This window comes from Kitasatospora sp. NPDC048662 (assembly GCF_055587065.1).
In genome coordinates, this window is the sequence record NZ_JBVJHA010000017.1 from 1 (window position 1) to 13,896 (window position 13,896).

Annotated in this window: 14 protein-coding genes; 4 read left to right on the top strand and 10 right to left on the bottom strand. The window is 71.4% G+C overall.

The features are described 5' to 3' along the window. Window positions 1-291: 291 nt before the first annotated feature. The 3 genes from ACZ6R9_RS30740 to ACZ6R9_RS30750 all read right to left on the bottom strand — a co-directional run bounded on the left by ACZ6R9_RS30740 (window position 292) and on the right by ACZ6R9_RS30750 (window position 2,277). Entirely contained in the window at window positions 292-1,080 is a 789-nt protein-coding gene (locus ACZ6R9_RS30740) for a DUF3710 domain-containing protein (RefSeq protein WP_380488968.1), read from the bottom strand. A gap of 151 nt (window positions 1,081-1,231) precedes the next feature. Next, entirely contained in the window at window positions 1,232-1,699 is a 468-nt protein-coding gene (gene dut / locus ACZ6R9_RS30745) for a dUTP diphosphatase (RefSeq protein WP_380488969.1), read from the bottom strand. Then, window positions 1,696-2,277 (bottom strand): PaaI family thioesterase, encoded by a 582-nt coding sequence (locus tag ACZ6R9_RS30750; RefSeq protein WP_380488970.1) that lies wholly within the window; start codon window positions 2,275-2,277, stop codon window positions 1,696-1,698. Before ACZ6R9_RS30750 ends, dut begins: the two co-directional genes overlap by 4 nt. Window positions 2,278-2,371: 94 nt before the next feature. Here ACZ6R9_RS30750 and ACZ6R9_RS30755 point away from each other — a divergent pair, with 94 nt between their 5' ends. Then, the gene (locus tag ACZ6R9_RS30755; protein WP_465541841.1) at window positions 2,372-2,818 is read left to right on the top strand and encodes a DUF3093 domain-containing protein; all 447 of its coding nucleotides are present in this window, start codon (window positions 2,372-2,374) and stop codon (window positions 2,816-2,818) included. A 257-nt stretch (window positions 2,819-3,075) separates the two neighbouring features. On the opposite strand, the gene ACZ6R9_RS30760 is transcribed toward ACZ6R9_RS30755, so the two are convergent. The 4 genes from ACZ6R9_RS30760 to ACZ6R9_RS30775 all read right to left on the bottom strand — a co-directional run bounded on the left by ACZ6R9_RS30760 (window position 3,076) and on the right by ACZ6R9_RS30775 (window position 7,150). Further along, window positions 3,076-3,375: a DUF4193 domain-containing protein gene (locus ACZ6R9_RS30760; protein ID WP_043909894.1), complete on the bottom strand. Its 300-nt coding sequence runs from the start codon at window positions 3,373-3,375 to the stop codon at window positions 3,076-3,078. 592 nt (window positions 3,376-3,967) lie between these two features. Further along, window positions 3,968-4,945: an acyl-ACP desaturase gene (locus ACZ6R9_RS30765; protein WP_380486969.1), complete on the bottom strand. Its 978-nt coding sequence runs from the start codon at window positions 4,943-4,945 to the stop codon at window positions 3,968-3,970. A 201-nt stretch (window positions 4,946-5,146) separates the two neighbouring features. Next, entirely contained in the window at window positions 5,147-6,451 is a 1,305-nt protein-coding gene (locus ACZ6R9_RS30770; RefSeq protein WP_380486967.1) for a sensor histidine kinase, read from the bottom strand. A gap of 45 nt (window positions 6,452-6,496) precedes the next feature. After that, the gene (locus ACZ6R9_RS30775) at window positions 6,497-7,150 is read right to left on the bottom strand and encodes a response regulator transcription factor (RefSeq protein ID WP_099903185.1); all 654 of its coding nucleotides are present in this window, start codon (window positions 7,148-7,150) and stop codon (window positions 6,497-6,499) included. A 466-nt stretch (window positions 7,151-7,616) separates the two neighbouring features. On the opposite strand from ACZ6R9_RS30775, the gene ACZ6R9_RS30780 reads away from it, so the two are divergent. After that, on the top strand, window positions 7,617-7,802 hold the full coding sequence (locus ACZ6R9_RS30780; protein WP_380486965.1) for a hypothetical protein: 186 nt from the start codon (window positions 7,617-7,619) through the stop codon (window positions 7,800-7,802). A gap of 75 nt (window positions 7,803-7,877) precedes the next feature. Here ACZ6R9_RS30780 and ACZ6R9_RS30785 read toward each other — a convergent pair whose 3' ends face one another. Together ACZ6R9_RS30785 and ACZ6R9_RS30790 are read right to left on the bottom strand one after the other, a co-directional pair. Next, window positions 7,878-8,678: an inositol monophosphatase family protein gene (locus tag ACZ6R9_RS30785; RefSeq protein ID WP_380486985.1), complete on the bottom strand. Its 801-nt coding sequence runs from the start codon at window positions 8,676-8,678 to the stop codon at window positions 7,878-7,880. A 5-nt stretch (window positions 8,679-8,683) separates the two neighbouring features. Further along, on the bottom strand, window positions 8,684-9,820 hold the full coding sequence (locus tag ACZ6R9_RS30790) for a ferrochelatase (protein WP_465541845.1): 1,137 nt from the start codon (window positions 9,818-9,820) through the stop codon (window positions 8,684-8,686). Between the two features lie 184 nt (window positions 9,821-10,004). Between ACZ6R9_RS30790 and ACZ6R9_RS30795 the strand changes: the two genes are divergently transcribed. After that, window positions 10,005-11,252, top strand: a complete 1,248-nt coding sequence (locus tag ACZ6R9_RS30795) for an MFS transporter (protein WP_465541847.1) — start codon at window positions 10,005-10,007, stop codon at window positions 11,250-11,252. 148 nt (window positions 11,253-11,400) lie between these two features. Then, a complete protein-coding gene (locus ACZ6R9_RS30800) occupies window positions 11,401-12,702 on the top strand; it encodes a D-arabinono-1,4-lactone oxidase (RefSeq protein ID WP_465541849.1) in 1,302 nt (433 codons plus the stop codon). Window positions 12,703-12,709: 7 nt separating this feature from the next. On the opposite strand, the gene ACZ6R9_RS30805 is transcribed toward ACZ6R9_RS30800, so the two are convergent. Then, window positions 12,710-13,546, bottom strand: a complete 837-nt coding sequence (locus ACZ6R9_RS30805; protein ID WP_465541851.1) for a hypothetical protein — start codon at window positions 13,544-13,546, stop codon at window positions 12,710-12,712. Between the last annotated feature and the right edge of the window lie 350 nt (window positions 13,547-13,896).

Below are 13,896 nucleotides of genomic sequence, written 5' to 3' on the forward strand. Positions count from 1 at the left end.
GGATGTCAACATATCTGGCGTTGACTTTTGGCACGCTGTTGAGTTCTCAAGGAACGGACACTTCCTTCGAGCCGCATTCCTGCGAACTCTCCGGGTGCTTCGTTCTTTCGTGTCTCCAGCTTATCAGATGTTTTCCGCTCCGTTTTCCGGAGTTTCATTCAGTCCGACTTGCTTTCGTTCGCCCCTCTCGGTGCGACTCCGGAACTGTACGGGGATCCGCGTCCGCAAAGCAAATCCGCCCCCGCACGCGAACGGTGCAGGGGCGGAAGGGGACGCGGGACGTCCGTGAGGTCAGCGGACCTCGGTGATCTCGGGGCCGCGCGAGAACGGGTCGATGGAGCCGCCCGTGTAAGGGGACTCGGCGTCGGCGGTGGGGGCCGCGGCGCCGTCGGCGACCATCTGGGCGTCCTCGGGGAGCTTGAGGACGATCGGGTCGCGGGGCGCCATGGGGGCTTCGCCGCGGACCACGACGGTCTGCCGGAAGACCTCTTCGAGCAGGCCGGCCGTCTCGGGCTGGACCGCGGCCTGGCCGGAGATCACACCGCGGAGGAACCAGCGCGGACCGTCGCAGCCGACGAAGCGGACCAGCTGGACACCCTGGGTGCCGTCGGGGAGCTGCACCGGGACCTGGGCGCGGAGGTGCCAGCCGAGCGGGCCCTCCTCTTCCTCGATGGCGCCGCCCTGGCTGGTGATGCCGTTGGCGATCTCCTCGCGGACCTCGCCCCAGATGCCCTCCGACTTGGGGGCGGCGAAGGCCTGCAGCTGGATGGCGCTGTTGCCGAGCACCAGGGTGGCGGCGACGATCGCGTCCCCGGCCACCTCGACCCGGAGCTCCATGCCCTCGACGCCGGGGACCAGCAGGCCACCCAGGTCGACGCGGCCCTCTTCGGGCTTCTCCAGTTCGGAGATGTCCCACGGCCCGTCCGGGCGCGGGGCCGGCGGGAGGCCGACCCGGTCGGCCGGGTCGAGTTCGGTGTCGTTCTCGACGGAATCCTCGACGTCATCGGCCGTCTCGTCGGCGCTGATGGCGTCCTCGGCGAGCTGCTCGACAGCGTCCTCGCTCTTGCGACGACGGAACACGGTCACTGTCCTTCCCGGTCCAAGACCGAATCCAAGACCGAACGCGAATATGTGCTACCTGCTACCCATCGGACCGGCCGAAAATCGTTGCGACTGCAATCGCTTCCACCCGTTCGCGTGCTGCTCGGCGGAGCCGAGACCGCGGCGCATGCTAGACCGCGGCGTGACCGCCGGTCGAGCCGAACCCGCCTTCGGCCCGGACCGAACCCGGGAGTTCACCCACTTCGTGGAAGCGGGCCTTCTCGACCTGCTGGATGACCAGCTGGGCAATTCGGTCGCCTCGCTTGAAGTTGACCGGCTCCCGAGGGTCCAGGTTGACGACGATCACCTTGATCTCACCACGGTACCCGGCATCGACCGTCCCTGGGGCGTTCACCAGTGCAACTCCGCAACGGGCCGCCAGACCCGAGCGCGGGTGCACGAACGCGGCGTAGCCGTCCGGTAGCGCAATGGAGATGCCGGTGGGGAGCAGCGCCCGTTCGCCGGGCTGGAGTTCGGCGTCCACGGTGGTGCGCAGGTCGGCTCCGGCGTCGCCGGGGTGCTCGTAGGCGGGGAGCGGGATCTCTGGGTCGAGGCGGCGGATCAGGATGTCGACGGGCTGGCGGGCGGAGTCGGTCACGGGTTCACCTCGAAGGCTCGGGCGCTTTTGATCCGGTCCGGGTCGTCCAGGACCTTCTGCACGTCCTCGGGGCGGCCGTGCGTGGTGAAGTGTTCCAGCTTCACCTGGACGAACAGTGCCTGGGCGCGAATGGCGACCGGCCCCTCGGGGCCTCCGATGCGGCCTTCGGCGGCGCTGTAGACCTTGCGGCCGTGGACGCCTGTCACCCGTGCGTGGATGTGCAGCACGGAGTCGACGGGGACGGGGCGGACGAAGTCGGTCTCCAGCCGGCCGGTGACGGCGGGGGCGCCGAGCAGCCAGTTGAGCGTGCCGAGGGTCTCGTCCATGGCGCTGACCAGGATGCCGCCGTGGGCCAGTCCGGGGCCGCCCTGGTGGGCCGACTTGACGGTGAACCGGGCGGTGACGTCGAGCTGTTCGCCGGCGACGGCGGTGAGCTGGAGGCCGTGCGGGTGGTGCGGGCCGCAGCCGAAGCAATCGTCATAGTGGGAGCCGATGACGGTGCCGGGTGCGGGGGCGATCGGGGAGCGGGACGGCAGGACGGCGTCCGCGGGCGGGGTGGTGGGGGTGGGTCCGTTCACGGTCGCGACCCTACCTGCCAGTAGCTTTCCGGGACAGGCGCGCCGAGGGGCCCCGGCCACCGGGCACGGCGTGTGCTGCGCCCACAATGGAGGCATGTACGAGGAACGTCTCACCGTCCCGCGGTCCTGGTGGCTGCTGCCCGTGGCGCTCGGGCTTTCGTTCGGGTTGATCCTGCTCCGGTTCAGCGGACTGGGCGCCCTGGTCGGGCTGGTCGTGGGGGTGGCCGCCGGTGCGGCCGCTCTGAGCAGCTACGGCTCGGCACGGATCCGGGTGGTGCAGGGCTCGCTGGTGGCCGGGCAGGCCCGGATCCCGGTGAGCGCGCTGGGCGAGGCCGAGGTGCTGAACCCGAAGGAGGCCGTGGCCTGGCGTTCGGTGAAGGCCGACCCGCGGGCGTTCATGCTGCTGCGCAGCTATGTGCCGACGGCGCTGAAGGTCCCGGTGACCGACCCGGCCGACCCGACCCCGTACCTGTATCTGTCGACCCGCTCCCCGCAGCGGCTGGCGGACGCACTGGGCGAGGCGGGCGGCCGGAGCCGCTGACCGCCCGAGGAACAAGGCGCGGGCGGACCGCGCCACAACGCAGACAGACCGAAAGGGACGGCCCCACACTCCGGGGCCGTCCCTTTCGGTCTGTCTGCGTGCACTGCGGGTGCAGGCGCGCGGTTCGCGCTCTGCCGGGTGCGACCGCTCGGGACGGTCGCTGCTTCTGCCTCCGGCCTCGCTGCTCAAGGCCGGACGGGGCGGCGTACCGGGCCGGCGGAGGGGTGCCGCCCGCCCGGGCCAGTGCCGCTCCGTTTTCAGGCGCCGCAGTCCCGGCAGATCGGCTGGCCGTTCTTCTCGCTGTAGAGCTGGCTCCGGTGGTGCACCAGGAAGCAGCTCATGCAGGTGAACTCGTCGGCCTGCCGGGGCAGCACGCGGACCGACAGCTCCTCGTTGGAGAGGTCGGCACCGGGGAGCTCCAGGCCCTCGTTGGCGTCGTATTCGTCGACGTCGACGGAGCCGGAGGCCTTCTCGTTCCGGCGGGCCTTCAGTTCCTCGATGCTGTCCTCGTTGAGGTCGTCATCGGTCTTGCGTGGGGTGTCGTAGTCCGTTGCCATGTTTCGCTCTCCCCCTTTGGGTGTGTGCGGTATCTCCAGCGCACGTAACGCCTGGGGGGCCGGTCTTGTGCCCGACCCGAGGCCGAGATTGTGCCTTACTTCAAGCCCTGTTACTCAATCGACACCCGACCCGAGGCCCGTTGGGATGATCGAACAGAGTTCGAACGAGGTCCACCGTGCGAGTGAACGGGCCAGGGGCGCGAGTCAGCGGTCGTCACGGTGCGTGGTGGCCGATCGGCGCCGGGGGCGGCAACTCGGCGGGCAGGAAAGGTTCTTGACCAATGGTCGAGCTGCCCGCGACCGCCCGGTGCAGTGACTCAACGCAATCGACCCATCCGAACGGGTGATCACTCGGCCGGGTGGCGCGCATGGGCCACCCGGCGGAGTGTGATGTTCGTCACATCTGGCGCGAGTGCGGGCGTTTCCCGCAAAAACGGGCCTTTTGGCTCAGCTGTGCGCGGTCGGATTGTCCGCATACCGACCGGAATCGAACAGAGGCGTTCCGCTCCCGGGCGACCATACTGGGCCCCGCGCGGCGACCGCATTCGGCTCTGTACGACGGCCGCGCCCGACTCGGCGCGGCGGGCCGTGCTCAGCCGCGGGCGGCGGCCGCGGCGGCGCGGCGGGCGAGCAGCGCGGCCTGGCGCTCGTCGAAGCGGGTGGCCTGGGCGTCCAGGCCCTCCAGGAAGGCGCCGAGCTCCTCCTGGGCCTGCCGGCCGGCCGGGCCGAGGCCGGTGAACTCCATGACCTTCAGGTGGCGCAGCACGGGCTGCAGCACGTCGTCGTGGTGGATCCGCAGGTTGTAGATGCCGCCGATGGCGATCTGGGCGGCGGAGCGCTCGAAGCCGGGCATGCCGTGGCCGGGCATCCGGAAGTTCAGCACCACGTCGGCGATGGCGCGCATGGCCTGGTCGGGGGCGATCTCCAGGGCGGCCTTGAGCAGGTTCCGGTAGAAGACCATGTGCAGGTTCTCGTCGTTGGCGATCTTGGCCAGCAGCTGGTCGCAGAGCGGGTCGCCGGAGTGGTGGCCGGTGTTGCGGTGGGCGATCCGGGTGGCCAGTTCCTGGAAGGCGACGTAGGCGACGGACTGCAGCATGCTGTGCGCGTTGTCGGACTCGAAGCCGGCCGACATGTGTGCCATCCGGGCCCGCTCCAGCTCGACCGGATCGACGGCGCGGGTGGCCAGCAGGTAGTCGCGGATCGCTATGCCGTGCCGGCCCTCCTCGGCGGTCCAGCGGTGCACCCAGGTGCCCCAGGCGCCCTCGCGGCCGAACATGGTGGCGATCTCGTGGTGGTAGCTGGGGAGGTTGTCCTCGGTCAGCAGGTTGACCACCAGCGAGATCCGGGCCAGCGGGGTGACCTTGGACTGGTCGAGGGACCAGGCCTCGCCGCCGAGCACGCCGTCGAAGTCCCGCCCCTGGCTCCACGGCACGTACTCGTGCGGCATCCACTCCTTGGCCGCCTTGAGGTGGCGGTTGAGCTCGGTCTCCACGACCTCTTCGAGCGCGAGGATCAGCCTGGCGTCGGTCCAGGCGGTCGTTGCGATGCGCTGCACGGGGGCGATGGTCACGGCGGTTGCTCCTGCGGATGTGCGGGCGGACCTACGGCTGCGTAGGTTACGACACCGTAAGTTCTTCCGGCCGCAAATGACAAGCCGCCCCTGTCCAGCACTTATGTCGTTCCGACAAAGGCTGAGCAGGGGCGGCTGGGGCCGTCCGGCAGCGGGAAGCGCCACGGACGGGCGCAGGCGGCCCGGAGGGCGGTCCGGCGGCTAAGGGATACGGACCTGGATGCGCAGGCCTCCTCCGGGGCGGGCAGTGGCCTCCAGGGTGCCTCCATGGGCGCGCACCACGGAGCGGACGATCGACAGGCCGAGGCCGACGCCCTTGTCACTGCGGGTGCGGTCGGTGTTCTTCAGCCGCCGGAACGGCTCGAAGATGTGGTCCAGCTCGTAGCCGGGGACCACCGGACCGGTGTTGCTCACCACCAGCTCTCCGCCTCCGCCGCGGACCGTGGTGGTGGTGATCTCGACCCAGCCGCCGGGGCTGTTGTAGCGGACGGCGTTCTGCAGCAGGTTGAGCGCGATCCGCTCCAGCAGCACACCGTTGCCGTGGGCGGGCGCGGCGGCCAGTTCGGGGCGCAGCTCGACCTCGCGGTTGCCGGCCTCCGGGCGGATCTGTTCCAGGGCGCGTTGGGCGACCTCGGCGAGGTCGACCGGGCGGCGCTCGGTCAGCTCGTTCTCGCTGCGGGCCAGCAGCAGCAGGCCCTCCACCAGCTGTTCGCTGCGCTCGTTGGTGGCCAGCAGGGTCTTGCCGAGCTGTTGCAGGTCGGGCGAGGTGTTCGGGTCGGAGAGCTGCACCTCCAGCAGGGTGCGGTTGATCGCCAGCGGGGTGCGCAGCTCGTGCGAGGCGTTGGCGACGAACCGGTGCTGGGAGTCGAAGGCGCGGTCGAGGCGTTCCAGCATCTCGTCGAAGGTGTCGGCGAGTTCCTTGAGCTCGTCGTCCGGGCCGTCCAGGTTGATCCGGCGGTGCAGGTCGGAGCCGGCCACCTCGCGGGCGGTGCGGGTGATCCGGCCGAGCGGGTGCAGCACCCGGCCGGCCACCGTGTAGCCGACCGCGAAGGCGATCACGGCCAGGCAGACCAGCGCGGTGAGCGCCTTGCGCAGCAGGGTGGAGAGCGCCTCGCTGCTGCGGGTGGCCTGGAAGTTCGCCAGCCACCGGTCGAGGTCGCCCTGGTTGGTCAGGTTGGTGCCGTCATAGGCCCGCAGCGTGACGCCCTGGCCGAGGGTGAAGTGCGGCACCAGGTCGACCTGGAAGGCCGAGCGGACGAAGTAGTACATCAGCAGCAGCAGCACCACGCCGGCCATCAGGAACATCCCGCCGTACAGCAGGGTGAGCCGGATGCGGATGGTGGGCCGCAGCGACAGCCAGGCGAACAGGCCGTCGCCGGGGCGGTAGGCGTCGTCGTCGCGGCGCGGGCCGGGCGGGCGCGGGGGGTGGTTCGGACGCGGGGGCACCTGGCCCGGGCCCGGGGTGGGCACGCCGGGGGCCCCGCCGGGGGGTGGCGGGGTGGTCATGGCCGGAAGTCCTCTCAGACGACAGTGGGTTTACGGCGGGACGGGTCAGACCCGGTAGCCGGAGCCGGGGACGGTGACGATCACCGGCGGGTCGCCGAGCTTGCGGCGCAGGGTCATCACGGTGACCCGGACCACGTTGGTGAACGGGTCGGTGTGCTCGTCCCAGGCCTTTTCGAGCAGCTGCTCGGCGGAGACCACGGCGCCGCCGGCCCGCATCAGGACCTCCAGCACGGCGAACTCCTTGGGAGCGAGCTGCACCGGCTTTCCGTCCCGGATCACCTCGCGGCGGCCCGGGTCCAGGCTGATCCCGGCGCGCTCCAGCACGGGCGGCAGCGGGACGGTGGCGCGCCGGCCCAGGGCGCGGACGCGGGCGACCAGCTCGCTGAACGCGAACGGCTTCGGGAGGTAGTCGTCGGCGCCGATCTCCAGGCCCTCGACCCGGTCGCTGATGTCGCCGGAGGCGGTCAGCATGATCACCCGGGTGGCCAGGCCCTGCTCGACGATCCGGCGGCAGACGTCGTCGCCGTGCACCAGCGGGAGGTCCCGGTCGAGCACCACCACGTCGTAGTCGTTCACGGCGATCCGCTGCAGCGCGGCCTCCCCGTCGTAGACGACGTCGACCGCCATGGCCTCCCGGCGCAGACCGGTGGCGACGGCCTCGGCGAGCAGCTGCTCGTCCTCGACGACGAGTACCCGCACGGTGGTTTCCCTTCTCCCGGAGCGGCCCAGGCCGTGCTGCCCGTGCGGGCCGTGGTGCGCCGGGCGCGGATCCGGACAGATGGATCCGACGGTGCCTCCATCCTGCCTGGTCGCGCGGTAAAGCAGTCGTAAGTCCGGTGCGCCGACGGCGAAAACGGAGGCTCCGGGTGCCGGTTGGACTGTGACTCGGGCAACTTTCCGGCAAGTTGAGGTTTCCCGGGGCCCCGGGTGGGGAGGACACGTGCACACCGTGATGCCGCCCCGTGGCGGCTTTTCACGGCCACCACCCGCCGAGTGCCCCATCCGCACCGGCCGTGGATCGAGAGCCACCGGGTCGCGACTCAAGCGTCGCCCGAGCGCCCGACCGGATCCTGCACCGGTCGTGGTGTCCGTCCGGGGTTCATCCGATTCCGTGCCGGGGGGTGTCTCGGACCGTGCCCGTCCGACACAGGAAAAGGGGGCCCGTATGGACGCCTTCACCGCCGGAATCCTTCAGCGGATCAAGAACGCCGAGCAGGATCTGCACCGCGCGATCGAGTCCGGGGACGAGTTCCTGGCCGAGGTCGAGCAGTCCGAGCTGGAAGACCTCCAGCGTCTCGCCGCCGAACACGGCGTCGACCCGATGCTCGGATCGCACCGCTCCGCCGCCTGATCCCCTCCTTCAACGCACCAGCGAGCCCTGGCACGGTTTCCCGAGCCAGGGCCTTTCGCTGTCCGTCGGCGGTGCTCAGTCGTGCCAGGCGCCGAGTTCCTCCAGCCGGGCCTGCAGCGGCTCGAACACGCCGGGCGGGGCGGCCACGGTGAGTTCGCCGTCCGCGGGCAGGCCGGGGCGGGAGCCGGTGAGCGCGCCGGCCTCCTGGGCGATCAGCACGCCGGCCGCCCGGTCCCAGGGGGCCAGGCCGCGCTCGAAGTAGCCGTCGAAGCGGCCGGCGGCGAGGTCGCACAGGTCAACGGCGGCCGCGCCGGCCCGGCGGATGTCGCGGACCTCGCCCATCAGCGCGTGCAGCACCTCGGCCTGGTGCACCCGGCGCTCGCGCAGGTACCCGAAGCCGGTCGCCACCAGTGCCTGGCCCCAGACCGGGGCCGGGCGGACCTGGAGCGGCCTGCCGTTCAGCTGGGCGCCGCGGCCGCGCACCGCCTGGAACAGCTCGCCCCGGGCGGGCACGGACACCACGCCGACCACCGCTTCGCCGTTCAGCTCGGCGGCCACGCTGACCGCCCAGGACGGCAGCCCGTAGAGGTAGTTGACGGTGCCGTCGAGCGGATCGACCACCCAGCGCACGCCGCTGGTGCCGGGGCGGTCGGCGCCCTCCTCGCCGAGGTAGCCGTCGTCGGGGCGGCGGGCCGAGATCAGCTCCAGCACCAGCTTCTCGGAGGCCAGGTCCATCTCGGTCACCACGTCCACCGGGCTGCTCTTGGTGGCGGCCACCCCGAGGTCCTCGGGTCGGCCGTCGCGCAGCAGCTCACCGGCCCGGGTGGCGGCCTCGACGGCGGTGGCGAGCAGGTCGTCCAGCAGTTCCACGATCAGATCCTTCAGGCTTGGGCGGCAGCGGGGCGGGGGGCGCGCGGGTTGGGGCAGCAGGCGACGGCGCACACGTCGTGGCTGGGGCCGAGGGCGCCCAGCGCGCAGCGGGTGACCGGCTCGCCGCGCTGCGCGGCGGCCCGTTCCAGGACGAGTTCGCGCACGGCGGCGGCGAACCGCGGGTCGGCGCCGACGGTGGCGGCCCGGGCGACCGGCAGGCCGAGCTCGGCGGCCTTCGCCACCGCCTCGGTGTCCAGGTCGTACTTGACCTCCATGTGGTCGGAGACGAAGCCGATCGGCACCATCACCACGGCCGCGGCGCCGTCGGCGTGCTGGGCCGCCAGGTGGTCGCAGATGTCCGGCTCCAGCCACGGGATGTGCGGGGCACCGCTGCGGCTCTGGTAGACCAGCTCCCAGGGCCGGTCGGTGATGCCGGTGTGCTCGGCGACCGCGTCGGCGATCAGCCGGGCGACGTCCAGGTGCTGGGCGACGTAGGCGCCGCCCGGGGTGCCTCGGGCCGGGTCGTCGGGGGCGCCGGAGGTCTCCGCCATGGCGGTCGGGATCGAGTGCGTGGTGAATGCCAGCCGGGCGTTCTCCCGTGTGCCGTCCGGGAGTTGGGCAAGTGCGGCGAGGGTGGCGTCGATCATCGGGCGGACGAATCCGGGGTGGTTGTAGAAGTGCCGCAGCTTGTCGACGGTCAGCTCCGGCCGGTCCTCGGCGGCCAGCTGGACGAGCGCGTCGGCCAGGTTCTCCCGGTACTGCCGGCAGCCCGAGAAGCCCGCGTAGGCGCTGGTGGCGAGCACCAGCACCCGCTGGTGCCCGGCGTCGGCGATCTCCCGCAGGGTGTCCACCAGGTACGGGGCCCAGTTCCGGTTGCCCCAGTAGACCGGCAGGTCGAGGCCGTGGTCGGCGAAGTCCTTGCGGAGCGCGGCCAGCAGCTCGCGGTTCTGCTCGTTGATCGGGCTGACGCCGCCGAACAGGAAGTAGTGCTTGCCGACCTCGGTCAGCCGCTCCTTCGGGATGCCGCGTCCCCGGGTGACGTTCTCCAGGAAGGGCACCACGTCCTCGGGGCCCTCCGGCCCGCCGAAGGACAGCAGCAGCAGCGCGTCGTACGGCGCGGGGTCGGTGAGGGTGCGCGTGTCGGGCATGGCTCCGATCCTGCCACTCGCCGCGGTGCGCCCGGTGCGCGCCTTCCAATGGCGGGGTGTCCGAATTATCCGGGGTGCGGACGATGGATCACGGTTCGTAAGCTGTGTGGGCGATAGTTGTGCCTTACGCCTATATCCCGACCGCCCTGCCCCCGTGCCGCACCCCGTCCGACGGAGCCATCCCGTGCTGTCCAGCTACCGCCAGATATTCGCCGCCCCCGGCGCTCTGGCCTTCTCCGCTTCCGGGCTGATCGCCCGCCTGCCGATCTCGATGACCGGGATCGGCACCGTCACCATGCTCGCCGAGATGAAGGGCACCTTCTGGCTCGGCAGCGCGCTGTCCGCCACCCTCGCGGTCTCCGCGGCGGTCCTCGGCCCGTGGATCTCCCGGCTGGTCGACCGGCACGGTCAGCGCCGGATCGCACTGCCCGCCGCCCTGGCCTCGGTACTGGCGGCGGCCGGCCTGCTGCTCGGCGCCCGGACCGGCCTGCCGGACTGGACGCTGTTCGTGTTCGCGGCGGGCATGGGCGTGATGCCCAGCACCGGATCGATGGTCCGCGCCCGCTGGGCCCACCTGTACCGGGACGAGCCGCCGAAGCTGCACACCGCGTACTCCTTCGAGGCGGTCGCGGACGAGCTCTGCTTCATCGTCGGCCCGATCCTCGCGGTCTCGCTGGCCACCACGGTGTTCCCCGAGTCCGGCGTGCTGCTGGCCGGGATCTTCCTGGTGGTCGGCATCCTGCTGTTCACCGGCCAGCGGCGCACCGAGCCGCCGGTGCATCCGGCCACCCAGCACGCCGGGCCCGCGGTGATCGCCAACCGGGGCCTGCAGATCCTGGTGATGACGCTGGTCGCCACCGGCGGTGTGTTCGGCTCGGTCGAGGTGGTCACCGTCGCCTTCGCCAAGGCCCAGCAGCACACCGGCGCCTCCGGCCCGGTGCTCGCCGTCTACGCGCTGGGCTCCTGCCTGGCGGGCGCGGTGTTCGGCACCCTGAAGCTGTCCGGCTCGATGGCCCGCCGTTTCCTGGTCGGGGTGACGGTGATGGCCGCCGGCATGGTGCCGCTGATCCTCGCCGCGCAGCTGATGCACGGCACCGCCGCGCTGGTGGGCGTCGGCACCGCGCTGTTCCTGTCCGGTCTGGCCATCTCGCCGACCCTGATCACCGCGATGGCGCTGGTCGAGCGCCTGGTCCCGGCCGCCCAGCTGACCGAGGGCATGACCTGGACCACCACCGGCATGGCGCTGGGCGTGGCGATCGGCTCCTCGGTGGCGGGCCTGGTGGTGGATGCCAGTGGCGCGGCCAACGGCTACTGGGTGCCGGTCGCCGCCGCGGGCTTCGGGGCGCTCGCCGCGTACGCCGGCATGTCCCGGCTGCGCCACCAGCTGGCCGTAGCCGAGCAGGCGCCCGTCCCGGAGGCCGTCGCCTCCTAGGGTCTGCCCGGCCCCGGCGTCCACGATGTGAGCCGCCCTCATGTTGGGCCCTTCGGGCCATGGACCTGCGCCCGAGGCAGTGACTACGCTCCCCCCTACCCACCGGTAGAACCGGCAGGCGGGACACGCGAGCGGGAGGGCTCTGGAGATGACCGAGGTCTGGCGGAACTGGGCGGGAAACCAGAGCGCGCGGCCCGCGCAGGTGGTGGCACCGGGCTCGGTCGAGGAACTGGCCTCGGTGATCAAGACGGCCGCCGAGGCCGACCGCCCGGTGAAGGCGGTCGGCTCCGGCCACTCGTTCACCGCGATCGCCGCCGCCGGCGACGCCGTGATGGTGCGCCCGGACCGGCTGACCGCGGTGCGCGGGATCGACCGTGCGGCCGGCACCGTCACTGTCGAATCGGGCCTGCCGCTGCACAAGCTGAACCGGCTGCTGGCGGCGGCCGACCTGTCGCTGACCAACATGGGCGACATCGAGGTGCAGACGGTGGCCGGCGCCACCAGCACCGGCACCCACGGCACCGGCCGGGACTCCGGCTCGCTGGCGGCGCAGATCCGAGCGGTGGAGATCGTCCTCGCCGACGGCTCGGTGCAGACCTGCTCGGCCACCGAGAACCCCGAACTCTTCCAGGGCGCCCGCCTCGGCCTGGGCGCGCTGGGCGTGATCAGCGCGCTGACCTTCGCCGTGGAGCCGATGTTCCTGCTCAGCGCGCACGAGCAGCCGATGGGCTTCGCCGAGGTGCTCGACCGCTTCGACGAACTGACCGCCGTCAACGAGCACTTCGAGTTCTACTGGTTCCCGCACACCGACCGCTGCTCGACCAAGCGCAACAACCGCAGCCAGGGCCCCGCCGCGCCGCTGCCCGGGTTCAAGGCCTGGCTGGACGACGACTTCGTCTCCAACACGGTCTGGGAGGGCGTCTGCCGGGTGGGCCGGACCTTCCCCGGCGCGATCCCGACCATCGCCCAGATCGCCAGCCGCGCCTGGTCGGAGCGCCGCTTCACGGACCAGGCGTACAAGGTCTACACCAGCCCCCGCAAGGTCCGCTTCATCGAGATGGAGTACGCGGTGCCGCGCGAATCGGCCACCACCGTGCTGCGCGAGCTGAAGGCCCTGGTGGAGCGCTCGAACTGGAAGATCAGCTTCCCCGTCGAAGTCCGGGTGGCCCCGGCCGACGACCTGTGGCTGTCCACCGCGAACGGCCGGGACAGCGTGTACATCGCCGTCCACCTGTACCGGGGCACCCGCGAACTGGGCTACTTCACCGAGGTCGAGAAGCTGATGACAGCCCATCAGGGACGCCCGCACTGGGGCAAGCTGCACACCCGGGACGCCGAGTACCTCTCGTCCGTCTACCCGCACTTCGGCGACTTCACCGCGCTGCGCGACAAGGTCGACCCGGAACGCCGGTTCGCCAACGACTACCTGCGCCGGGTGCTCGGCGCCTGACCGCCGGTCAGCCCGCTGCCCCCGCGGCCGGCGAGGCGCCCTGCCCGGCGGCGCCGACCCCGGCGGGGCCGGGCGAGGCTTCCCCGGTGGGCGCCGGGGAGCCGCCAGCGCTCGGCGAGGCGGAGGGCTCGGGCTTGGTGGACGGCCGGGCCGAGGTACTGGGCGCGGGCGAGCCGGAACTCCCGGACGAGGGAAGGTCGCTCGGCCCGGGCCGGGACGGCTCGCCGCTCGGCGACTGCGTCGGGCCGGGCTGCGGCCGGTCACCCTTGCCACTGCCGCCATCACTGTCGGTGCTGTTGCTGTTGCCGTTGCTGTTGCCGTTGTTGCCGGACGGGCGGGGGTTGAACGAAGTGCCGCTGCCGTCCTGGCCGGTGGTGATGTCGTGCAGCGGTTTTCCGGCCGCGAGTTCCACCGACACGATCGGCACCATCGCAATAACGAACACCAGTGCGGATACCGCCGTGTAGGACTTCCAGGTCCAACGGCGTTTCGCCCGCACCAGCTGCGGCTCGTTCCAGTCCTGGCTGATTCCGCCCTCCGGGACCGGCCGGGGATGCGCGGCCGGCGCGGATTCGGTGCCGCGTTCCACCACGTTGCGCAGTTGTTCCCCGGTGCGCTTGAACAAGTGCTGGAAGACCGCGCTTCCGGTCGTCGCCCCCACCGAGACGACGGCCGCTCCGAGTATCGTTCCGTACACTCCGAGTTCCGAGGCGAGTACCGCACCGACCACCGTCGCCAGCGCGCTCGCCGCGACCTGAGCGACCGTCAGGTCAAGCCGCTTGCGCTCGGGCTTCTGGTCGCCCTGGGCCGCTCCGTGCGCGAACTGCTCCCTCTGCTGCGGCATCCAGCCCCCTCGGTCGGCGTGTTGGAATTTCGAACAAGTCTCTCCATCTTGCCCAAAGAAGGACACAAGGGTCGAAAATCCGGTTGCTCCCGGTCGATATATGTGAAGATGATCACCGTCGGTTGATCATCGGCCGTCCATTGGGGTGCCCACTCTTGAGATTCCGATGATTCGCGGGACACTTGAGCGGCGAGCCGCCCCTGTGGATGCCACGAATGGAGTACTGTTCGTGGAGCCTGAGCCTTCGGTCCCGCCTGTCGACACTCCGTCAGACGATGGCCCGGCGCCCGGGTGCGATGTCGACCGTCGACGTGGCAAACAGGCAACCGTGCCACAGCGGCGCGCCCGGG